The 22,650-nt window shown below is 73.0% G+C and carries 17 protein-coding genes and 1 pseudogene; 17 read left to right on the forward strand and 1 reads right to left on the reverse strand.

All coding sequences use genetic code 11. From position 1 onward, the window contains the following. The 14 genes from BG452_RS26970 to BG452_RS27035 form a co-directional block, all read left to right on the forward strand. On the forward strand, positions 1-2,903 hold a 2,903-nt coding region (locus BG452_RS26970), incomplete at its 5' end, for an acyltransferase domain-containing protein (RefSeq protein ID WP_188306957.1). Between the two features lie 68 nt (positions 2,904-2,971). Next, positions 2,972-3,226, forward strand: a complete 255-nt coding sequence (locus BG452_RS26975; protein WP_188306996.1) for an acyl carrier protein — start codon at positions 2,972-2,974, stop codon at positions 3,224-3,226. A 2-nt stretch (positions 3,227-3,228) separates the two neighbouring features. Beyond that, positions 3,229-4,080 (forward strand): alpha/beta fold hydrolase, encoded by an 852-nt coding sequence (locus BG452_RS26980; RefSeq protein ID WP_188306958.1) that lies wholly within the window; start codon positions 3,229-3,231, stop codon positions 4,078-4,080. Then, positions 4,077-5,279: a glycosyltransferase gene (locus BG452_RS26985; RefSeq protein ID WP_188306959.1), complete on the forward strand. Its 1,203-nt coding sequence runs from the start codon at positions 4,077-4,079 to the stop codon at positions 5,277-5,279. Before BG452_RS26980 ends, BG452_RS26985 begins: the two co-directional genes overlap by 4 nt. After that, on the forward strand, positions 5,276-6,367 hold the full coding sequence (locus BG452_RS26990) for a class I SAM-dependent methyltransferase (protein WP_188306960.1): 1,092 nt from the start codon (positions 5,276-5,278) through the stop codon (positions 6,365-6,367). The genes BG452_RS26985 and BG452_RS26990 overlap by 4 nt, the downstream gene beginning before the upstream one ends. 237 nt (positions 6,368-6,604) lie before the next feature. Next, on the forward strand, positions 6,605-6,811 hold the full coding sequence (locus BG452_RS26995; protein ID WP_188306961.1) for a hypothetical protein: 207 nt from the start codon (positions 6,605-6,607) through the stop codon (positions 6,809-6,811). Between the two features lie 28 nt (positions 6,812-6,839). Then, a complete protein-coding gene (locus BG452_RS27000) occupies positions 6,840-9,662 on the forward strand; it encodes an aldehyde dehydrogenase family protein (RefSeq protein WP_223242777.1) in 2,823 nt (940 codons plus the stop codon). 10 nt (positions 9,663-9,672) lie between these two features. Then, entirely contained in the window at positions 9,673-11,346 is a 1,674-nt protein-coding gene (locus tag BG452_RS27005; RefSeq protein ID WP_188306962.1) for a thiamine pyrophosphate-binding protein, read from the forward strand. Continuing rightward, positions 11,343-12,623 carry a beta-ketoacyl-ACP synthase II gene (fabF, locus tag BG452_RS27010; protein ID WP_317621245.1) on the forward strand — a complete coding sequence of 427 codons (1,281 nt, stop codon included), beginning with the start codon at positions 11,343-11,345 and terminating at the stop codon, positions 12,621-12,623. Before BG452_RS27005 ends, fabF begins: the two co-directional genes overlap by 4 nt. Positions 12,624-12,633: 10 nt before the next feature. After that, on the forward strand, positions 12,634-14,538 hold the full coding sequence (locus BG452_RS27015; protein WP_317621246.1) for a condensation domain-containing protein: 1,905 nt from the start codon (positions 12,634-12,636) through the stop codon (positions 14,536-14,538). Continuing rightward, positions 14,535-15,782: an aminotransferase class I/II-fold pyridoxal phosphate-dependent enzyme gene (locus BG452_RS27020; protein ID WP_188306964.1), complete on the forward strand. Its 1,248-nt coding sequence runs from the start codon at positions 14,535-14,537 to the stop codon at positions 15,780-15,782. The genes BG452_RS27015 and BG452_RS27020 overlap by 4 nt, the downstream gene beginning before the upstream one ends. An 85-nt stretch (positions 15,783-15,867) precedes the next feature. Beyond that, positions 15,868-16,116, forward strand: a complete 249-nt coding sequence (locus BG452_RS27025; RefSeq protein WP_188306999.1) for an acyl carrier protein — start codon at positions 15,868-15,870, stop codon at positions 16,114-16,116. 11 nt (positions 16,117-16,127) lie between these two features. Continuing rightward, positions 16,128-16,889 (forward strand): SDR family NAD(P)-dependent oxidoreductase, encoded by a 762-nt coding sequence (locus BG452_RS27030; RefSeq protein ID WP_188306965.1) that lies wholly within the window; start codon positions 16,128-16,130, stop codon positions 16,887-16,889. A 47-nt stretch (positions 16,890-16,936) separates the two neighbouring features. Beyond that, complete coding sequence (locus BG452_RS27035; RefSeq protein ID WP_188306966.1) at positions 16,937-18,175, forward strand: MFS transporter; 1,239 nt, start codon at positions 16,937-16,939, stop codon at positions 18,173-18,175. 83 nt (positions 18,176-18,258) lie between these two features. Here the strand turns inward: BG452_RS27035 and BG452_RS27040 are convergent. Beyond that, positions 18,259-18,387, reverse strand: a pseudogene (locus tag BG452_RS27040) (IS110 family transposase); the annotation flags it as partial. 589 nt (positions 18,388-18,976) lie between these two features. Here BG452_RS27040 and BG452_RS27045 point away from each other — a divergent pair. From BG452_RS27045 to BG452_RS27055, 3 genes are all read left to right on the forward strand, one after another. Next, positions 18,977-19,480 carry a DUF1269 domain-containing protein gene (locus BG452_RS27045; protein ID WP_188306967.1) on the forward strand — a complete coding sequence of 168 codons (504 nt, stop codon included), beginning with the start codon at positions 18,977-18,979 and terminating at the stop codon, positions 19,478-19,480. 136 nt (positions 19,481-19,616) lie between these two features. Then, positions 19,617-21,353: a SulP family inorganic anion transporter gene (locus tag BG452_RS27050; protein WP_188306968.1), complete on the forward strand. Its 1,737-nt coding sequence runs from the start codon at positions 19,617-19,619 to the stop codon at positions 21,351-21,353. Positions 21,354-21,598: 245 nt separating this feature from the next. Further along, on the forward strand, positions 21,599-22,558 hold the full coding sequence (locus BG452_RS27055; protein WP_188306969.1) for a polyphosphate kinase 2 family protein: 960 nt from the start codon (positions 21,599-21,601) through the stop codon (positions 22,556-22,558). Positions 22,559-22,650: the final 92 nt, after the last annotated feature.

Here is a 22,650-nt window from a genome sequence, read left to right on the forward strand (position 1 = left end):
AGCGGCTGGCGCTGGCCCGGCGGGCGGTGAGCCGCGGCCGGGCCTGGCGCGGGCGCAACGACGTCTGGTTCGCACCGCGCCCCCTGCTCGGGGAGCACGCGACCGGGCGGGTGGCGTTCCTCTTCCCCGGACTGGAGGGCGAGTTCACCCCCCGGGTGACGGAGGTGGCCGACCACTTCGGCCTGCCCCGCCCACTCGGCGCCGACACCGCGCATGTGGGCGACGTCGCCCGGCACGGCGCCGGCGTGGTCGGTGTCGGCCGGCTGCTGGACGCCGCGCTGCGCCGGATCGGCGTGCGGCCGGACGGCGTCGCCGGGCACAGCGTCGGCGAGTGGACGGCGATGATCTGCGCCGGGCTGCAATCCGGCGCCGCGGTGGACTCCTTCCTGAACACCTTCGACCCCGCCTCGCTGCACGTTCCCGGCCTCGCCTTCGCCGCCCTCGGCACCTCGGCGGCCAAGGTGCTCGACGCGCTGGCGACGGTGGAGGGCCTGGCGGAGGTGGTGCTGTCGCACGACAACGCGCCGCAGCAGGCGATCGTCTGCGGCCCGGAGCAGCCGGTCGCCGAGCTGGTCCGGCACTTCCGCGCCCGCGGCATCCTCGGCCAGGTGCTGCCGTTCCAGTCGGGCTTCCATACCCCGATGCTGGGGCCGTACCTTGCGCCGATCCGGGAGGCCGCCGAGCGCTTCGAACTCCACCGGCCCACCGTGACGGTGTGGTCGGGGACGACCGCGGCGCCCTTCCCGGCCGGTGAGGCCGAGGTGCGTGCGCTGTTCCTGCGTCACCTGCTGGAGCCGGTTCGGTTCCGACCGCTGGTCGAGGCGATGTACGAGGCCGGGTTCCGAGCCTTCGTCCAGGTCGGCACCGGGCAGCTGGGCTCACTGGTGGGCGACACCCTGGGCGAGCGCGAACACCTGGTCGTCACCGCCAACTCCCCGCACCGGGACGGGCTGGCGCAACTGCGCCGGGTCGCCGCGGCGCTCTGGGCGGACGGCGCCTCGCCGGACGCCGCCGCCCTGCTGCCCACCGCCCCCGAGCAGCGCCCGCACCCGGCCGTACCGGTCGACCTCGACAGCGCGCTGGTCTCGCTGGACCCGACCGCGCTCACCGCCCTGCGATCCGAACTGGGTTCCGCCACGGGGACAGTGTCCACGCCGCCGGTCGGCGAACTGGCCGCGCTCGCGGCCCGCTTCCCGGTGGCGGCCGAACTCGGCGCGCTGCTAAGGGAGACCGAGCGGACGGCGGCCGAACTGATCGGCGCGCGGCGGCGGTTCAGCCCCGCCCCGGCACGCGCGACACCCCGGACCGAACCGCCCCGGGCCGGCAGGCTGCGGATCTCCGTGGACACCATGCCGTACTTGCTGGACCACTGCTTCTTCCGCCAACGGCCGGGCTGGCCCGAGGTGTCGGACCGCTGGCCAGTGGTCCCCGCCACCACGATCATCCAGCACCTGATGGACGCCGCCGAGCGGGCCGCCCCAGAGCGGGTCACCGCCGCGCTGTCCGACCTGCGGTTCGAGCAGTGGGTACCGGCCGCCACGCCGCTGGACGTGGAGATCACCCTCAAGGACGCCGGGCCGGGCCGCCTCGCCGCCTCCTTCGGCAAATTCGCCGACGGAACGGTCGAACTGACGCATCGGTACGATCAGCCGCCCGCCCCCTGGCCGGTGCAACCCACCGCCGAACGAACCCCGGACCTCACCGCCGCCGGGCTCTACCAGGAGCGCTGGATGTTCCATGGCCCGGCGTTCCAGGGCGTGACCGAACTGACCGCGATCGGCGAGAACCACGTCCGCGGCGTGATCACGGTACCCGCCGCCCCGGGCGCGCTGCTCGACAACGTCGGCCAGCTGCTCGGCTACTGGATCATGGCCACCCGCACCGACCGTTCCGTGGTCTTCCCGGTCGGCATCCGCCGACTGTGCTTCTACGGGCCGCCACCCGAGCCCGGCACCCGGCTCCCCTGCCACATCCGGATCACCGCCCTGACCGACGAAACCCTCGAAGCCGAGGTGCAACTTCAGTCCGGCGGCCGGGTCTGGGCGCAGGTGCAGGGCTGGCAGGACCGGCGCTTCGACAGCCATCCCGACACCAGACCGACCGAACGCTTCGTGGAGCGCGCGACGCTCTCCCGGCCGCAACCCGGCGGCTGGGTGCTGCTGCACGAGCGCTGGCCGGACCTCGCCTCCCGCGACCTGATCATGCGCAACCACCTGGGCTCCGCCGAGCGCGCCCGCTACGAGCAGCAGCCGCCCCGGACGCGCCGGGCCTGGCTGCTGGGCCGGATCGCGGCGAAGGACGCGATCCGACGCCTGCTGTGGGCCGAGGACGGGCGCCGGCCGTTCCCCGCCGAGATCGAGGTACTCAACGACCCGTCCGGCTGGCCCCTGGTCCGCGGCCTGCACGGCCTGCGACTGCCCGAGCTGGAGGTCTCGCTGGCCCACCGCCCGGAGATCGCGGTGGCCGTCGCCAGACCGGCCCGGCCCGCTGGCGCACCCCGCGTCGGCATCGACATCGAGGAAGTCACTCCGCGCCCGGCCGAGACGCTCCAGGTCGCGCTCGGCCGGGCGGAGTTGGAGCTGCTGGCCGCCTGCCGGGCCGGCGACGGCGAGCCCGAGGCCCTGTGGTTCACCCGGTTCTGGGCCGCGAAGGAGGCCGCGGCCAAGGCCGAGCGGACCGGACTCAGCGGCCGGCCGCGCGACTTCACGGTGGTCGCCGCGGAACCGTCCGCACTGCTCGTCGCCGCCGACGGGCCCGACGGCCCCCGCACCCACCGGGTGCGCTGCGCCCGCCTCAGCAGCCCACCCGACCTGCCGCCCCGGCAGTACGTGGTGGCCTGGACCACCGACGACCTCGACCATTCCCACCACCCCGAGCATCCTGAAGGGAACCGAGCCAAGTGACCATCAGCGAACAGCCCACGGGCCTGCGCCCGCCCACCGAGCCGGAGGTCCTGGCCGAGCTCGCCGGCATGCTGACCGTGGTGCTCGACGATTGTGGCCTGGACGACGCGGAGGTCACCATGCAGACGCGGTTCACCGAGGACCTCGGCCTGGAGAGCATCGACCTGGTCACACTGGCCGGACAGCTGCGGGAGCGCTGGGGCGACCGGATCAACTTCGCCGAGTTCGTCGCGGGCATGGAACTCGACGAGATCATCGGCCTGACCGTCGGCCGCCTGGTCGAGTACGTGGTCGACCGACTCCAGCCCGGAGAACGGGCCTGACCATGACCTTCGTCGACCTCGACGGCCTGCGCTGCCACGTACAGCGGCTCGGCCCGCAGGACGGCCGTCCGCCCGCCGCCACGGCCGTCCTGCTGCACGGGCTGCTCACGGACAGCCTCGCCAGCTTCTACTTCACCCTCGCTCCCGCCCTCGCCGCGGCCGGCGTCGAGGTGCTGATGTACGACCAGCGCGGCCACGGCCGCACCGCCCGGCCGCCCGCCGGCTACCGGCTGGAGCAGTTCGTCGGCGATCTGGAGCGGCTGCTGGACCGGCTGGCCGTCACCGACCGGGTGCACCTGGTCGGCAACTCCTTCGGCGGCACGGTGGCCTTCGGCCTGGCCTCCCGCCGGCCGTCCCAGGTGGCCGGCATCCTCGCGATCGAGTCGGAGCCGGCCTCACCCGGGTGGGCCGGCAAGCTGGACGGCATCCTGCGGCGCTCCGAGCAGCACCTGCGCGACGAGGACACCCTCGCCTGGGTCGCCACCCAGCGCGGCGCGCACACCGCCCGGCTGGCCCGCTCGGCCGGGGCGCTGCTGGCCGGCACCTCGCTGGCCCGGGACATCCCGGCGAGCCGGCTGCCCGCCGAAGCGGAACTGCGGGCGATCCACTGCCCGGTCCTGGCCGTCTACGGCAGCGAGTCCGACCTGGCCGACCAGGCCGCCTGGCTGGACGCCCTGCTGCCCGACTGCCGCAGCGTCGTGGTGCCGGGCCAGGAGCACTCCATCCTCATCGAAGCCCCGGATGTGGTACGCGAGTTGACGCTTTCCTGGTTCGCCGGGCACGGCGTCGCGCTGCGCGGCCCGCAGGCCGGGCAGCGGCTGCAACCCCCGGTGGCCAAGAGGAGCCTGGTGTGAGCCGGGTGCTGTTCGTCGTCCCGCCGCTGGTCGGGCACGTCAACCCGACCGTGGGCGTCGCGGCCGAGCTCGCCGCCCGCGGGCACACGGTCGCCTGGGCCGGACTGCCGGAGCTGGTCCGCCCGCTCGCCGGGCCGGCGGCCGAGGTGTTCCCCTGTGCGGTCGCTCCCGGAGCAGAGCCCGGCAGCGCCGTGCGACGGCCGCCGGAGCTGCGCGGCACGGCGGCGCTGAAGTTCCTCTGGGAAGACTTCCTGGTCCCGCTCGCCGAGGCAATGGCTCCCGGAGTGGCTTCGGCGGTGGCCGACTTCGAGCCCGACCTCCTGGTGGTCGACCAGCAGGCGCTGGCCGGCGCGCTGGTCGCCGAGCGGCTCGGCCTGCCGTGGGCCACCTCGGCGACCACCTCCGCCGAGTTCACCGGCGCGCTGGACGGCATGCCGCTGGTCAAGGCCTGGATCTCCGGCCTGCTGACCGACCTGCGCCACCGCCTCGGCGACCCGGCCAGCGCCGCCGATCCGCGCTTCTCCCCGCGCCTCGTCCTCGCCTTCACCACAGCCGAGTTGGCCGGCCCGCAGGCAGACCGCCAGGTCTGCTTCGTCGGCCCCTCGATCGCCGGACGCCCAGCCTCCACAGCGTTCCCGTGGGAGTGGCTGGCCCCGGACCGGGCCACCGTGCTGGTCACCCTCGGCACGGCCAACACCGACGTCGGCGCAGCCTTCCTGGCTGATGGTCAGACGGCCTTGCGGGCCCGGTCCGACCGCCTCCAGGCGGTGATCGTCGACCCTGGCGGCGTCCTCGGCGAGCCGGCGGCCGACCCGAACGTCCTGGTGCTGCCGTTCGTGCCGCAGCTCCAGCTGCTGGCGCACTGCTCGGCCGTGGTCTGCCATGCCGGACACAACACGGTCTGCGAGGCACTGTGGCATGGCGTGCCGCTGGTGGTCGCGCCGATCCGGGACGACCAGCCGGTAGTCGCCGGCCAGGTGGTGGCGGCCGGCGCCGGTGTGCGGGTGCGCTTCGGCCGCAGCAGCGCGGACCGCCTCGGCCAGGCCGTGGACATGGTGCTGGACGACCCCGGGCACCTCGCCGCCGCCCGGCGTATCGCCGCTTCCTTCCGGGCGGCCGGCGGCGCGGCCCGCGCCGCCACCCAGGTGGAACGGCTGCTCCGCGAGGTCCCGCAGGCGTCGGAGAGGAGAGCGCGTTGACCACCGCCGAAACCGGGCCCGCGGACCGCGGCGCGCAGGTCGCCGCCCGGCGTCCCGCCTACCAGGCCGAACTGGCCGACGGCACCGGCCGGTTCTTCGAACCGCGCCGCACCACCTGCCCGTGGTGCGAGTCCGCCCGGCTGACCGTCCGGCTGCGCACCACCGACCTGCTCCAGCACAAGCCGGGCCGCTTCGTGCTGGACGCCTGCCAGGACTGCGGGCACGTCTTCCAGAACCCCCGACTCAGCAGCGCGGGCCTGGAGTTCTACTACCGTGACTTCTACGACGGCCTCGGCGAGCAGCGCCTCGGCGGCATGTTCGGCACCCGGGCGGCCGCCTACCGCGGCCGCGCGCGGTCCGTCACCGCGTTCGCCCCCGCCCCCGGCAGCTGGCTGGACGTCGGCACCGGCCACGGACACTTCTGCGAGACCGCCCGCGGGCTCTTCCCCGACACCGCCTTCGACGGCCTGGATCTCACCGAGGGCGTCGAGCTGGCCGAGCGGCGCGGCCGACTGCGCCGCGGTTTCCGGGGCTCCTTCCCCGCGCTGGCGCCCGAACTCGCCGGGCAGTACGACGTCGTCAGCATGTTCCACTACCTGGAGCACAGCACCGACCCGGCCCGCGAACTCGCCGCCGCCCGACAGGCGTTGCGCCCGAACGGCCTGCTCCTGATCGAGGTGCCCGACCCCGGGAGCCGCTACGCCCGGCTGCTCGGCCGCTGGTGGCTGCCCTGGCTACAACCCCAGCACCTGCATCTCGTGCCGGTGGCCAACCTGCGCCGCCGCCTGGGCGAGCTGGGCTTCACCGTCCTGTTCGAACAGCACCGCGAACCGCACGACCCGATCGACCTGCTGGCCGCCTGCTGGCTCCTGCTGGACGAGATCGCACCGCGCGAGGACGCACCCTGGCTGCCCGGCAGCCCGCCGAGCCGCCCGAGCCGGGCGCTGCGGACCGCGATCCTCCTGGCCGGCGCGCCCGTCCTCCTGCTGGCCGCCCTGCTCGACCGCCTGATCGCCCGCATCGCGGGCCGCACCGGACTGTCCAACGCCTACCGGCTGCTCGCCCGCCGCGCCGAACCAGGCTCATGAATGCCGGCGGACCGGCAGGTGTTCGAGCTCTGAAGGACTCTGTTGCTCAATTCGCTTTGGTCCGGCCGTGAGTCGGTAGCTGCGGCGGGTGAGGTTGCTGCTCCGGGTGTGGTCGCGGGGCTGGGCGGTCCAGTGGGCGTCGAGTCTGATCACGTTGATCGCGGGGCGGAGAAGGTGTGTTGGAGGCGAACTTTCGGCAGCAGGCCGCGGTAGCGGTGTTCCTGGACCTTTTTCCAAATGGCGTCGTTCCGCTGGAGGATCGACCTCATCGTCACCACCCCCGGCCTCGCCGACGGCTGCATCGCCGCCTACGTCGAACGCGCCGACTACTTCACGGCGACGGCGGTCGGCCGGATCGTCGACGCCACGCTCCGCAGCATCGACGACTTCGCCGCCGGCCGCACCAACGAGAACATCCTCGCGCCGGACGCCCCAAAGGCCTGAGTGACCACCCATTCAATTATCGGATCAAATGAATTCTATTGATGAATCCCACTCCCCACATTTCCCTTCCGCCACTTCGTACACAGTTATCCCGTACACGCAGTGGTATTTTCTCGCACCCCTCGACACCGTTCCCCGGGTATGGGATAGTCACCTCGAACCGCCTGGTATTGAGGAGTGCACGGTGCCCGTTTCCAGGAGATTGATCTCGCCCGAGGGGCGCGTCTGGGAGACCGACGAAATCGTGTCCCGGATGTTCGGCGCCACCGAATCCCTTTCCCACCGCGGTGTCGGACCCGGTTCACGGGTGATGATGAGCGGGGCCAATTCCCTGGAATGGGTCGTCGTTCTGCTCGCACTCGTCCACCTCGACGCCTCGGTGGTCCTGGCCGATCACCGGGCCGCACCGGCCCAGCGGTCGCGGATCCGCGCCCAGGCGCGCGTGGTGCTCGACGTCGGCGAGGGTGGGGGCGACACCGTGGCGCCGCTCGGCATGTCGGACGCGACGGCCGGGCCGGATCTCGCGCGCTGGGCCCGGCGCCGGGACGCCGCGATCTCGTGGTCGTCGGGCACGACGGGCAGCCCCAAAGGCATCGTCCGCTCCGGCCGTTCGATCCTGGACAACCTCGCGCTCAGTGCGGAGCGCATGGGGTACCGACCGGACGAGGTCTTCCTGCCCGTCCTGCCGTACTCCCACCAGTACGGCTTGTCGCTGGTGCTCTGCTGGTGGCTGGGCGGCGGCACGCTGGTGGTCTACGGGCCGACGACGCGGCTGGACCGGGCGTTCGCGATCGGCGTCGAGCACGGCCTCTCCGTCGTCGACGGCGCGCCGTCGACCTACTACAGCCTGCTCAACCTGCTCGACCGCCGCCCCGCCCTCGCGGACGCGCTGGGGGCGGTACGGGCCTGGTGCGTGGGCGGCGCGCCGCTGGGGCGCACGCTGGCCGCCCGGTTCCACGCCCGCACCGGGCGGCACCTGCTCGACGGGTACGGGGCGACCGAGGTGGGGAACATCGCGCTCGCACCGCCCGGCGATCCGGTCGGCTGCGGCACGCCCCTGCCCGGGGTGGTCGTCGAGGTCCACGACGACCGGGGCCGGCCGCTTCCCCCCGGCCGACTCGGCGAACTCGTGGTCCGCAGCGACGGGTTGATGACCGGCCGGCTCGGCGAGGACGGCGAGATCGTCCCGGTTTCGAGCCCCGTGCACCGCACCGGCGACATCGGCCTGCTCGACGGCGCCGGCCGGGTCTTCCCGATCGGGCGCAAGCACGCCGTGCACCGCGACGGTCACACCCTCTATCCCGACCAGCTCGCCGAACAGGCCGAGGAGGCCGGCGCACAGACGCAGGTCGTCGCCGTCCCCGACGCACGCCTGGGCAGCCGCCTGGTGTTCGTGATCGCGGACCCGGACGGGCACGAACCCGCGCACTGGAAACGACTGTTGCGCCCCGCGCTCGCCCGCTACGAGCAGCCCGACCACATCCTCGTGCTGCCCTCGCTGCCCCTCACGAACACCGGAAAGCCCGACCGGGCCGCCCTGGAGACCATCGCCATGACCTCGCTCTCCGCCTCGAACCGCACGACCCCCGACGTCACCGCGCCCGCCTCGACCGTCGACGCGACGGGCTACCGCGTCCCCTTCGCCGACCGGGTCGGCGCGGTGCGCGCGGTGCGCCGGTACGTGGCCGACCACGAGGACGAGGTGCTGAGGATCCTCACCGAGACCTCGCCCCTCCACACCGCCGAGGCGGAGATCCGTTCGTTCCTCGCCACCCTGGACGGGGCGGAGGAGGAGATCCGCCGGGTCCGGCCCTGTCACGTGCCCCGGGCCGCGGTCTTCATGCCCTCCAACATTCCGCTCTATTCCTACGCGCTCTACATGCTCATAGCCTCCCTTTACAGCGAGAGAATCACCTTTCGCCCGTCCTCCGAGACGAAAAGCCAGATGCAACGCCTGCACGATCTGCTGGCATCGGTGCACGGCCTGCCGATCGACCTTTCCGAGCTAAGCCAGCGAAAGTTCGTGACGGGACCGGTGCGCGAGGCGGACCTGATCGTCTTCACCGGCGACTACGCCAATGCCGAGACCGTCCGCGAAGGGCTGGCAGAGGACCAGCTCTTCCTGTTCTTCGGCCGCGGCATCAACCCCTTCGTGATCGCACCCGACGCCGACTTCACCCGCGCCGTGCACGACCTCACGAGGATCCGGCTCTACAACTCGGGCCAGGACTGTTTCGGTCCCGACGTCGTGTTCACGCCGAAGCGCCGCACCGAGGAATTCGTCGACCTGCTGTCCGCCAAGCTGACCTCGCTGCGCTTCGGGCAGAACGGCGACCCCGTCGCCGACTACGGCCCGATCTTCTCCGACTCGGCGCTGGTGAACTGCTCGGACTACCTGGTGCGGCACACCCACCGCATTCGGCACGGCGGGCGCCTCGACCTGCCGTCCCGCAGGATCGAGCCGACCGTGCTGCTGTGGGGCTTCCACGACAAGATCCCGCTCGCCGAGATGTTCGCCCCGGTGTTCAACGTCGTGGCCTACCCCAGCGCGCGGCTGCTGCGGGAACGGCTGGCGACCCCCTACTTCAGCGAGCGCGCGCTGGGAGCGATGCTCTACGGGAACGACCCGGAGACGGTGGACGTCCTGGCCAAGCGGCACCGGATCTGCGTCAACCACACGCTGCTCGACGCCGAGGACGGCAACCGCCCGTTCGGCGGGTTCGGGATCAGGGCGAACTACGTCTCCTACGGCGGCGAGCGGCACGCCGAACCGCTGCTCATGTCGCAGGCCGTGGCGCGGAACCTGTCGACTGCCGCCCCTGCCGCCCCTGCCGCGGCGATCGGGGACTGAGGTGAGCAAGGTGAGCAAGCGGTACCCCGACGCGTGGTCCGCGATCGTCTCCCTGCTGGTGGCGAACGGCGTGGACACCTGCTTCGGACTCCCCGGCGACGACCTGGAGTTGCTCCGCGCCCTCGACGCCGCCGGCCTCGACCTCGTCCCCTGCCGTGACCAGCGCAACGCGATGTACATGGCGACCGGCTACGCGCTGCAGTCCGGTCGGCCCGCCGTCTGCGCACTCGGCAAGGGCCCGGCCGTCACCCACGCCGCCACGGGCCTGCTGGAGGCGCGGGAGTCCGGCGCGCCGGTGCTCGTGCTGGCCGCCGGTGGGCCCGAACGCCGCCGGGGCAGCGGCGGCTTCCAGGAACTCGACCAGGTCGCCGTCACCGCACCGCTCGTGCGGTGGGCCCACCGGGTCGGGCATCCGGACCGGGTCGTCCCCGCGACGGTGACGGCGCTGACCCGAGCCGTCGGCCCGCCCCCCGGGCCGGTGTACCTGGAGATCCCCGACGACGTCCGCACGGCGTCGATCACCGTCACCGGGCCGCCGCCGACGCTGCCCGAACCGCTGCTCCCCGACTCCGTGCCCGTGGCGCCGGGACGGGCCCTGGCGGCGATCCGCAGGAGCCGGCGTCCGGTGCTGCTGGTGGGCGGCGGGATGCGGCACCGCAACGGCGGTGGCGTGGTCGAACGCTTCGCCGAACGCCTCGGCGCGGCACTCTTCACCACGGCCTCCGGCCGCGGTGCCGTCGACGAGCACCACCCGCTGTTCTGCGGCCTGGCCGGCCTCTACGCCGCCGGTCCCGCCCGCGCGTTGTGGTCCTCCTGCGACCTGGTGGTGTCCCTCGCCGGGCGACTGGAGGAGACGGTCGTCGACGGCGGCACACCCTGGCCGCCGGTCCCGGTGGTACAGGTCAACGTGGATCCGGCCGGGCTGTCCGCCGAGTTCGCCGGCCCGCGCGTGCTCGGCGACGCCCGGCACGCCGTGCTCGGCTGGTCGCGGGCGCTGGACGAGGACGGCCGGGCCACCGAGCAGTGGGGGAAGCGGATCGCCGATGCCCGTACGGCCATGTCGCTGGCGGTGGAGGCCGAACTGGCCCGCGCGGCGGCGCTGCCGGGGATCCGGATCGCCGAGCTGCTCGCCGCGCTCGACGCCACCTCCGGCGAACTCCGCGTCCTGGTGCAGGAGAACGGGCTGCAGGACATGTGGTCCTACGGCTTCCCGTTCCACGTCGGCGGCGGGTCCGTCGTGCCGTCCGAGCAGACCCCGCTGGGTTTCGGCGCGGCCGCGGCCATCGGGGTCAAGCGGGCCGCCCCCGACCACGAGGTCACCGCGTTCGTCGGGGACGGCGCGTTCCTCGCGGCCCGCGCGGACATCGCCGTCACCGCTGCGGCCCACGGCGGCGTGCTGTACGTGGTGTTGTGCAACGGCGGCTACGGCTGGCTGGACGCCCAACGTTCCCGCCTCGGGCTCGACGCCGAACGCCACCCCTTCACCCGCCCCGGCGCGCCGCCGCCCGCCGTGGACGGGTCGGACCTCCACTACCGGGTGCTGCGCGACAAGGCCGCGCTGACCGGGGAGATCCACGCCGCGCGAAAGTTCTGCGCCCGGGGCGGCACCGCTGTGCTGATGGTGCCGGTCGCACCCGACGACATCCTGCCGGCCCTCCGCGACGCCGAGGTGGTTCCCCAGTGACGGACGTGAGGAAGGAGCGGAGCGACGCCGGGCGCAGCCCGTCCCGGCGCCGGGTGGTGGTCACCGGGTACGGCGCGGTGACGCCGCTCGGCCACAGCGTCGACGAAACGTGGACGGCGCTGCTGGCCGGGCGCAGCGGCATCGCCACCGTGGACGCGATCGCCGTGCCCGGTCTGGACGTCCGGATCGGCGGACAGGTCCGCGGCTTCGCGCCCGGCCGCTACATGCCGCCGATGGTCAGCCGCCGCGCCGACCCGTACGCGCAGTACGCCCTCGCCGCGGCGCTGGAGGCGTGCGCGCACGCCGGGCTCGTCGTCGACGACGTCCTGGCGCCGCGGGTCGCCGTGGTCATCGGCAGCGGCTACGGCCCGGTCGGCTCGATCTACCGCGCCGCGAACACGCTGCGCGACCGGGGGCCGCGGGGCATCAGCCCGTTCACCCAGGTCACCACCGCCATGGACAGCGCCGCCTGCGAGATCAGCATGCGGCTCGGCACCCAGGGGCCCAGCCGGGCCCAGAGCACGGCGTGCGCCAGCGGCGCGGACGCGGTCGGCGCGGGGATGCGCATGATCGGCCACGGGGAGGCCGACATCGTCCTCGCCGGCGGCGCCGACGCCTGCGTCACCACCGTCGACCTCGCGGGCAGCGGCAACGCCCGCGCGCTGTCCAAGCGCAACGACGACCCGGCCGCGGCGTGCCGGCCGTTCGACGCGCGGCGGGACGGGTTCGTGATGAGCGAGGGAGCCGCCGTGGTGGTGTTGGAGGCCGCCGAGGTGGCCGAGCGGCGAGGAGCGACGGCGCTGGCCGAACTCGCGGGCTACGGGGCGAGTTCCGACGCCCATCACTGGACCGCCCCGCACCCCGCGGGCCGGGGCGCGTGCCTCGCCGTCGAGGCGGCGCTGCGCGACGCGGGCATCACGGGAGCGGACGTGGACTACGTCAACGCTCACGGCACCGGAACGCTGCTGAACGACGCCACCGAGGCGGCCGTCCTGCGCAAGGTGCTGGGCGACCGTGTCACCCGGATCCCGGTCAGCTCCACCAAGTCGATGACCGGGCACATGATCGGCGCCGCCGGAGCGGTCGAGCTCGTGGTGTCGATCCAGGCCCTCCGCACGGGCGACGTCCCGCCGACCGTCAACTGCGACGACCCCATCGACCCGGACATCAACTTCGTCCCGCACCGGGCGCAGCACCACGAGCGGATGCGGATCGCGCTCAGCACCTCGTTCGGCTTCGGCGGCCACAATGCCGCCCTCGTGGTCCGAGCCGTGTGAGGCGGCGACCGTGAACCACGTCCCGGAGCCGAGTTCGCGCCCCGCCACCGCCATCCGCAGCGGACCGCTGACCTGGGTCCAGCAGTGGCACTGGTTCGAACGCACCATCCCCCCGTCGCGTCGGGTCAACCCGACACCGCTCGCCGACCACTGCCACGTCCCGCCCCCGGCGACCGTCGCCGACGTCCACGCGGCGCTCACCTCCCTCACCGCCCGCCACGAGGCGCTGCGCAGCACCGTCGACCCGCTCCGTCCGGTCCAGCACGTCCACCGCGCGGACTGGGCGCCGCTGCCGGTCGACCGGCTCGACGTCCCCGTCGTCGACGCCGACACCCTGGCGGCCGCCACTGCGGCGCTGGCCGCCCGTCCGATCGATCCCGAGCGGAATCCACCCTGGTTCGCCAGGGTGCTGCTCGAAGCGGGGAAGCCGCGCGCGGTCCTGATGGCCGCCCACCACGTGCTGATCGACGGTTGGGCGCTGGCGGTGGTGCTCGGCCAGCTGCACGAGCGACTGCGCGGTACCGGCGCACCGACGAACACCGGCGTGCACCCGCTCGACACGGTCGCCGCCCAGTCCCCGGACCGGGCCCGCGCGGCGGAGCGCGAGTGGCTCGCGCGGCTCGCGAGCAACCCGACCGGCGTGCTGGCGCCGTTCGGCGGGGCCGACCGCGGTTCAGGGCGCCACCGCCTCCAGCACCGCTCGGTGGCCGCGTACGACGACCTCGTCCGCGTCGCCCGGCGCCATCGGGCCAGCCCGGAGGTCGTCGTGCTCGCCGCGCTGGCCCACGACGTCGCCACCCGTACCGGCGAACACCGGTTCCTCGCCTCGGTGGTGGTGTCCAACCGGGCCCGGGCCGCCCATCGGCACAGCGTCGGTGTCCGGGCCCTGACGGTGCCGGTGCAGATCGCCCTCCGCCCGGGCGCGGCGTTCGGTGCGGTGATCGCCTCGGTCGCCGCCGCCTCCGCCGCGGGGTACCGGTACGGTCACTGGCGCCCCGCCGAACTGGTCGCCGCCCAGGCGCGGTTGGACCGTCGCCGCGGCGTCGTGTCCGTGCCCGCCATCGAGTACAACTGCTACTCGTGGCCGCGTGACTACCTGGTCCCCGGGCTGAGCGCGCCGTCCGACTGCTGGATCAGCAGCGCGCCCGACGAGCCCTGCGACACGCTCTACGTCGATCTCGCCCTCGACGGGGGCGCCGTCACCCTCGACGTCATGGTCGGGGACCACCTGCTGGACGCCGGGCAGGCCGCCGCGCTGCCCGTCCGGGTGTGCGCGCTCCTGCGCGCGGTCGCAGACGGTGCCGAGTGCCCGGTCCCGGCGGGCCCGCCCGCACCGGCCGCCCCCGGCTGGTGGCGCGCCCCGCAGGGGTGGGTGCGCCCGGCCGTGGTCGAGGAGGTGGTGCGTGGCCATCCCGGCGTGCTCGACGTGACGGTGGCGCCCGGCGGGGACGGCGACGAGCCGCACCTCGTCGCCCGCGCTCGCACCGACCGCGGTGTCACCCCCGCCGACCTGCACCGCCACGTCCTGGACCACCTGGACGAGGTGCCCGGCCTGATCGCCCCGGGCCGCTACCTGCTGTCGACGGCCGACCGGTCCACCACCACCGACACCGGCACGCCGCGGATCCCTGCGCGCCCGCCCGCGACGGGCGCCGAACGGGCCCTGGCCGCCGCCGTGGCCACCGTCGCACCGAGCAGTTCGGTCGGCCCCGACGCCGTGGACTTGAACCGCTGCCTCGCCGACCACGGAGTGACCCTGGTCGGCGTCCCCCGGCTGCTGGCGCTGCTCCACCGGTCCGGCTTCACCGGGATCGCCTCGGACGAGCTGGCCGGCCGGGCCTCGCTCGGGCGGCTCGCCACAGCCCTGGAGCCCTTGCCACCCCGCGCCCACCGTGGAGGAGAGACCCCGCCATGACCAGGCCCCGCGCCGCCGCACCCTCCGCCGACCGCCTGGCCCCGTGGGCCTTCGACGCCTTCGTCGAGGCGAACACCCACGACACGGCGTACCGCCCGCCGGTGGTGGACGGCCCGGTCGGGCCGACCATCGTCCGCAACGGCCGCGAGCTGGTGAACTTCGCCAGCATCAGCTTCCTCGACCTGGACCGCCACGTCCCGGTGCGGCGGCACTTCGCGGAGGGGGCGCTCGCCCACGGGCTGAGCACCAGCGGATCCAGGATGACCCAGGGGATCTGCCGCCCGCACCAGGTGCTGGAGGAGACGATCGCCCGCCACACCGGCAAGGAACGGGCCATCAGCTTCGCCACCGGACTGCTGGCCAACATCGGGTTCGTCCACGCGATGAGCAGTTCCGCACACTTCGACACCGGGATCGAGGTGCGCAACCGCGACACCGTCTTCGTCGTCGACCGGGACGTCCACTGGAGCATCTGGAAGGGCCTCCAGGGGCTCGGCTTCGGCCGCACCGTCCACGCGTTCCGGCACAACGACGTCGGGGACCTGGCCCGCATCCTGGACCGGGTCCGCGCCCGCAAGACCGTGGTGATCGCGGAGAGCATCTACTCGGCCGACGGCACCATGGGGCCGATCGTGGAGATCCTCGACGAGTGCGACCGGCACGGCGCCGTCAGCATGATCGACGACGCGAACGGCTTCATGGTCTACGGGCCGGAGAACCGTCCCTACGCCCGGGAGGCGGCCGCGATCCGGGAGCGGGCCGACTTCGTCATGGTGTCCCTGTCGAAGGCCGTCGGCCTGGAGGGCGGCGCGATCGCCGGGCCGGCGGCGGCCATCGACGCCTTCGAACTGCTCTCCGGCACCTCGATGTTCACCGCCGCCATCCAGCCGCCGACCGCCTACACCGCCGAGCGTACGATCGCCGTCCTCGCCGACAACCCCGGGATCGTCGACGACTACCTGGCGCACGCCGCCCGCCTGCGCCGGCAGATGCGCGAGGCCGGCACGCCGACGACGCCGACCGAGTCGTACATGCTCTCGGTGCCGGTCGGCAACGACGCCGCCGCCCTGCAGATGCGGGAGTGGTTCGTCGAGGACGGCTACCTCGTCCCGGTCTTCTCCTACCCGGCCGTCTCCCGCAACCAGGCCCTGCTGCGACTGTTCCCGCACGCGGGCCACACCGAGGAGCAGCTGGACGGCTTCCTGCGCACCCTCCTCACCTACCGGCGGCGCCTCGGTCTCTGACGTCCCCGCCGACACCCGCCAACCGACCTGCAGAGCACACCCGGTGGCCGGCTCACCCCGGCCCCGTCCCAAGAGGGAGGAACTCCTGGTGGACACCACCGACATCCTCAACACCGTCGTCGCGATCGTCGAGGAGGTCCTCGGCGTCGCCCCCGCCGAGGTGAGCGCCGAGACGTCGTTCACCGACGACCTCGACGTCGACTCCCTGGCGATGGTGGAGATCACCGTGGCCGTCGAGGACAGGTTCGAGCTGACGATCCCCGACGACCGGACCGCGGGGCTGCGGACCGTCGGCGACGTGGTCGACTACCTCGCCGACCACCGGCGACCGTAGGCCGGGCGGCCGTGAGCGTCCTCGACCGCTTCCGGCTGGACGGTCGCGTCGCCGTGGTCACCGGCGCCTCCTCCGGGCTGGGTGTCGCCTTCGCCACCGCGCTGGCCGAGGCCGGCGCCGACGTGGTGCTCGGGGCGCGGCGCGCCGACCGGCTGGAAGCCGTGCGCGCGGCCGTCGAGCAGCTCGGCCGCCGAGCCCTCGCCGTGCGCACCGACGTCGCCGAGCCGGCGGACTGCCGCGCACTGGTCGACGCGGCCGTGCGCGCGTTCGGGCGGGTGGACATCCTGGTCAACAACGCCGGGATCAGCCGGGAACAGCCCGCGACGGAGGAGACGCCGGAGCAGTTCCGCGAGGTCATCGACACCAATCTGCACGGCTGTTACTGGATGGCCCAGGCCGCGAGCCGGGTGATGCCGCCCGGCGGTGCCATCGTCAACGTGTCGAGCATCCTCGCGCTGGTCACCGGCGGTCTGCCACAGGCCGCCTACTCGGCGTCGAAGGCCGGGCTGCTCGGGCTCACCCGCGACCTCGCCCAGCAGTGGACCCCCGGCCGGGGCATCCGAGTGAACGCCCTCGCGCCGGGCCTCTTCCCCTCCGCGATGACCGACGGCTACGCCGAGGGCTACCTGGAGGCGATGATGCCGCGGGTGCTCTCGGGCCGGATCGGGCGGCCGGAGGAACTGGCCGCAGCCCTGGTCTTCCTCGTCTCCGACGCCGCGTCCTACATCACCGGCGCCACCCTGACGGTCGACGGGGGTACCCACATCGCCTAGCCACAGCCGGCGCGCCCGGTCTGAACCTGAGAGCGGAGGTGTTCACGGTGCTGATCGGTGAGCCACGCGGTCATCCTCGCGAACCGCTCGGCGCTGCGCACCTGCGCCGCCTGATCGTGGGCCAGGCGCTGGCGGCCGTGGTCGACGCGCTGTTCATCGTCTGGCTCACGCTCTACGTGCTGGAACGGTCGGAACCCGGCTTCGCCACCGGGCTCGTGCTCGTGGCCGTCGCACTGCCGCGCGTGCTGCTCCTGCCGCCCGGGGGCGTACTGGTCGACCGCCTCGGTCCCGCCCGGGTGGTGGCCGGCGCCGCCTGGCTCCGGGTCGCCGTCCTGCTCGCCCTCGCCGCGTCGGTCGCCGGCGCCTCGCCCTCGGTGCCGACGGTCGCGGTGCTCGGCGGGCTGTTCGGCGCCGCCGACGCCGCGTACTTCCCCGCAGCGCTGGCGCTGCTTCCCGCCCTCGTGCCGACCGAGAAGCTGGCCCGGGTCAACGGGCTGGTGCAGGGCGCGGAGTCCACGGGCGATCTGGTCGGCCCGGCGGCGGCCGCCGGGTGCGTCGCCGCGGTCGGCTTCACCGCGACGCTCGGCGGGATCGTGGCGATGGCCGCGCTGGCCGCCGTCGCCCTCGGCACGCTTGTCCGGGCGGTACGGCGCGGAGGTTCGGTGCCGGGCGCCGTCGACGGTGAGGCGTTCAGCAGCGCCCGCGCCCTGCACGCGGGCCTGGGGTACGCCTGGCGGGACCCACTGGTGCGCGGGCTGCTGGCCGCCATCGCCCTGATCAACATCGCGGTGGTGGGCCCCGTGCTCGTGGGCGGCGCGGTGCTCGCCGACCAACGCCTCGGCGGCGCGGGCGCCCTGGGCGTCGTACTCTCCGGCTTCGGCGCCGGCTCGGTGGCCGGCTCCCTGGTGGCCGGGTGGCGGCCGCCGGCCCGGCGCGGCCGGGCCGTGGTCGCCGGTGTCGCGGCGATCGGCGCGGGCATGGTCGGGCTCTCCGCCGCCGGCGACGTCGCCGCCGCGACGGCGGTCGTCTCCCTCGTCGGCCTCGGCTCCGGGTTCCTCGGCGTGGTCGTCGTGGCCACCCTGCAGGAGCGCGTGCCCGAGCACCTGCTCGGACGGGTGCTCAGCCTCGTCGTGCTGGCCACCGTGGCGTTCGAACCGTTCTCCTACGTGCTGGCCGGCGCCCTGCTCCCGTACGGCACGACGACGCTGTTCCTGCTCTGCGGCAGCGCCGTCCTGGTCTGTGCCGGCCTGGTCGCCACCAGTCCGGCGATCCGCTCGCTGCGGTGACCGCGAAGCCCCGGCAGCCGATGAACTCCATGGTCGGGAACCGCCTAGTAGGGCTTTGTCAGACATCCCATGCCGTAACGGTGTCAAGCTGCTGCTGAGAGGGTTGCGTGGTGTGACCAGGCGGTGGCCTCGTCGTAGAGGGTGCGGGTCTTGAGGCGGCCGTGGAGGATGCCGACGAGGCGGTTGCCGAGCTGGCGCAGAGCGGGGTGGTAGTCCAGGTCCCGGGCTTGATCTTCGGCCCAGTCGTCACCGATGAACAACGCCAGCTTCCGCCCCTTCGCCCTCCTCCAGTCATGATGCGCAGCCTGCGGAAGGCACGGCTCGCGCCCTAATGGATCCAGTGCTCACGCCCGACCACCCGGCGGGCACGCCATCCCATCAGAAGTCAGGCCTCCCGGCCGACCAGCAGGGGCACGGTCCGACAAGAAGAGCTCAACTGGCTCCGGTGAGAATAGTGCTCACCTACCGGCGGCTACGGACCGTAGTCTCCCTCACAGCCCGTCGAGTCCCATGAGGTGCGGTGGTGTGGTTCGGGTTCTGGGGCGGGTTGGCCGCATATCGAGCAGGCGCCGGTCCAGGTGGCCAGGAGGGACTGACCGATCGAAACATAGTCCGACTGCATGACCCCACCACGAGCCCGTTGCCGCCGCGCGCCCGATATCCCTGACCGCCGCCGGTCGGGCTCCGGACCGCCGACGCTCCCGCCACTCACCCTTTCGGGCTTCGCGCATGGCGGCGGCCCCTCCGGGCTCTGACGATGAAGGGCGCGGACGCAAGCCCGCCAAGAGATCGGAGACCGTGATGGCAACCCTGACGGTGTGGCGGTTCCCCACCCCGACCGGAGCCGAAGCCGGCCTGGACACCCTCAAGGACCTGCACAAGCACGAGCTCATCACGGTGCAGGACGGTGCGGTGGTGACCTGGCCCGTGGGCGCCAGGAAGCCCAAGACACATCACCTGGCCAATCTCACCGGGACCGGCGCCCTCGGCGGGGCGTTCTGGGGGATGCTTTTCGGCCTGATCTTCCTCGTGCCGATCCTCGGCATGGCCGTCGGCGCAGCCTTCGGTGCCCTCGGGGGCTCGCTCGCCCAGGCCAGCGGTATCGACGACGACTTCGTCAGGCAGGTGCGTGAGACCGTCACTCCCGGGACTTCCGCGCTGTTCGTGCTCAGCTCCGACGCCGTGTTCGACCGGGTCAGGCTCGCCTTCGAGGGCCGGGACGCGGAACTGATCCAGACGAACCTCTCTGCGGAGGAGGAGTCCCGACTGCGGGAGGCGTTCTCCGAGGAGCCCGAGGCCGGCTGAGTCGGCGCCGTCGAACCGGGCTGCCACCTCGAAAGCGTCCGTACCGGCTGCCCGGTTGCCAGGGCCCATCTCCGGCCCGGCGTCGGCTCCTGACGGACGCTGAATCCCCGTCGCCGCTCGAGCGGAAGGAGAGCCAATGAGTCCGCCGACCGACTCGGTCGCAAGCGGTCGGCGTCGTGTCGCGCGGCTCCTCCCGGGCCTGGCGCTGCTCCGGTCGTACCGGCGCAGCTGGCTGCGCGCGGACCTGCTGGCCGGTGTCACGGTCGCCGCCTACCTGGTGCCGCAGGTCATGGCGAATGCGACCGTCGCGGGCCTGGACCCGGTGGCCGGGCTGTGGGCCATCCTGCCCGCTCTCGTCGTCTACGCCTTCCTCGGCTCGTCCCGGCTTCTGTCGGTCGGGCCCGAGTCGACGACCGCCCTGATGACGGCCAGCGTGGTCGGGCCGCTGGCGGCCGGGAACCCGGAGCACTACGCCGTCCTCGCGGCGGCGCTCGCGGTCGTGGTCGGGATGATGTTCGTGCTGGCCTGGATCGCCCGGCTGGGCTTCGTCGCGGACCTGCTCTCGCAGCCCGTCCTGATCGGCTACCTCGCCGGGGTCGCACTGATCATGATGGTGGACCAGCTGACCAAGCTCACCGGCGTCGAGACCGAGGGCACCCGCTTCTTCCCGCAGCTGGTCTCCTTCCTGCGGAACATCTCCCAGGCCCATCTCGCGACGGTGGTCTTCAGCGTGGTGACGCTGCTGTTCCTTTTCCTCGTCGCAGCGTTCCTGCCGCGTGGCGTGCCGGTCCCGCTGCTGACGCTCGTCCTGGCCACGGCGGTGGTCGCCGCCTTCGACCTGGAAGCACACGGCATCGCCGTCATCGGAGAGATCCCGACCGGGCTTCCGGACTTCTCGTTCCCGTCCATGGGTGAGTTCAAGAAGCTGGTGCTGCCCGCCGTCGGAGTGCTCCTGGTGGGCTACACGGACGTGATCCTGACGGCGCGTGCCTTCGAGTCCCGCGGCAGCGGCGAGCGGTTGGACGCCAACCAGGAGCTTCTGGCGCTCGGCGTGGTGAACTTCGGCACCGGCGTCCTGCACGGGTTCCCGGTCAGCAGCAGCGCCAGCCGAACCAGCCTGGCCAAGTCGGCGGGCGCCCACTGCCAGCTGTACGGACTGGCGGCGGACGCAGTCGTCGTCGGCGTTCTGCTGTTCCTCGGCCCGGCCCTCGCCCACACGCCGTCGGCCGTGCTGGGCTGCCTGGTCGTCTTCGCCGCGGTCCGGATGATCGACATCGCGGGCTTCCGACGGCTGGCCTCGTTCCGACGCCGGGAACTGCTGCTCGGCCTCGGGTGCCTGGTCGGCGTTCTGACCCTGGACATCCTCTACGGCGTGCTGGTGGCCGTCGGGCTGTCGGTGGCGGAGCTGCTCACCCGGGTGGCGCGGCCGCACGACGCGGTGCAGGGCTTGGTGCCCGGGGTTGCCGGCATGCACGACATCGACGACTACCCCGAGGCCCGTACCATCCCCGGACTGCTGATCTACCGATACGACTCGCCGCTCTTCTTCGCCAATGCCGAGGACTTCCGACGGCGCGCGCTGGCCGTCGTCGACGAGCAGCCGGAGCCGGTGCGCTGGTTCGTGTTGAACGCCGAGGCGAACGTCGAGGTGGACATCACCGGGCTGGACTCGCTGGAGGCCCTCCGGGACGAGCTGGTCCACCGCGGCATCGTCTTCGCCGTGGCGCGGGTCAAGCAGGACCTGCGCGACGAGTTGGACGCCTACGGACTCACCGAGTCCATCGGCGAGGACCGGGTCTTCCCCACGCTGCCCATGGCCGTGGCGGCATACCGGTCCTGGTACGGAGGAACCGCTGACGATGCGGATGCGTGACGCCCCCGCCCGGCGGCCTGATGGCCTGCCAGCCGCTGGGGCACACGTGTTACGCCGATCAATGCACTGTGCCGTGGACCGAGTTGCAGTCCCGGGCCCGGCCGCACACGCTCGGATACACGCCCGGGCGCGGCCGGAGCCACGACGCGGCCAGTCACGGGGGCGAGGCCCGGAGTGGGCGAAGAACAGCCCCCGGCGCCCGGCAGTCGTGGCCGTGACGGCGGCGGGAAGAGAGATGGTCCGAAATGGCAGACAAGCGAGCCAAGCGCATCGCGAAGTTCATCAAACCGCTGCGGGTGAAGCCGGGGTCTCAGGTGGACCTGTGCGACTTCGACCCCCGGTACAAGGCGGGGATGAAGAAGCGCGAGGGCATCGAACTGCTACAGACCGGCGTGTCGCTGCTGGCCGAATACCAGGCGCGGCTGGCCGCTCAGGACACCCACGGGGTACTGCTCTGCCTGCAGGCGCTCGACGCCGGAGGCAAGGACGGCACCATCCGCCACGTCATGAGCGGCGTCAACCCCCAGGGCGTCCATGTCACCAGCTTCAAGGTGCCGTCCACCGAGGAACTCGACCATGACTACCTGTGGCGCTACGCACGCAAGCTCCCCGCACGCGGAGAGATCGCGATCTTCAACCGCTCGCACTACGAGGAGGTCCTCGTCGTACGGGTGCACCCGGAGAACCTCAACCGGCAGCGCCTGCCGGAATCCGCCCTCGGGGCGAGTATCTGGGACCGGCGCTACCGCGAGATCAACGACTGGGAGCGCTACCTCACCGACAACGGGTTCACGGTGGTGAAGATCTTCCTGAACCTCTCCAAGGAGGAGCAGCGTACCCGCTTCCTCAAGCGCATCGACCTCCCGGATAAGAACTGGAAGTTCTCCGCCGCCGACGTCCGGGAGCGCCGCTACTGGGACGACTACCAGGAGGCGTTCTCCGAGATGCTCTCGGCCACCAGCACCCCGTGGGCGCCGTGGTACGTCGTGCCGGCGGACCGGAAGTGGTTCGCGCGTATCTGCGCCGGGGCGGTACTCGCACACACACTCATCAAGATCGACCCCCACTACCCGGTGGTCGGCGACCAAGCCCGCCGGGATCTCCTGGCCACCAGGCGGGACCTGGAGGAGGAGGCGCCCGAGGGTGCGCCGGCCGACCCGTACAAGGCCGAACACGGCCTCCCCGACGGGGGTGACGAGCAGTGAGACGACCCAGCCGGCGACAAGCAGCAGCGCTCCGTGACCGCACACGGCACGGAGCGCGCGGGGCAGTCGGCAGAGCTGTCACATCCGGAGCG

It is taken from the genome of Streptomyces sp. CBMA123 (assembly GCF_014596465.1).
Classification (GTDB): domain Bacteria; phylum Actinomycetota; class Actinomycetes; order Streptomycetales; family Streptomycetaceae; genus Kitasatospora.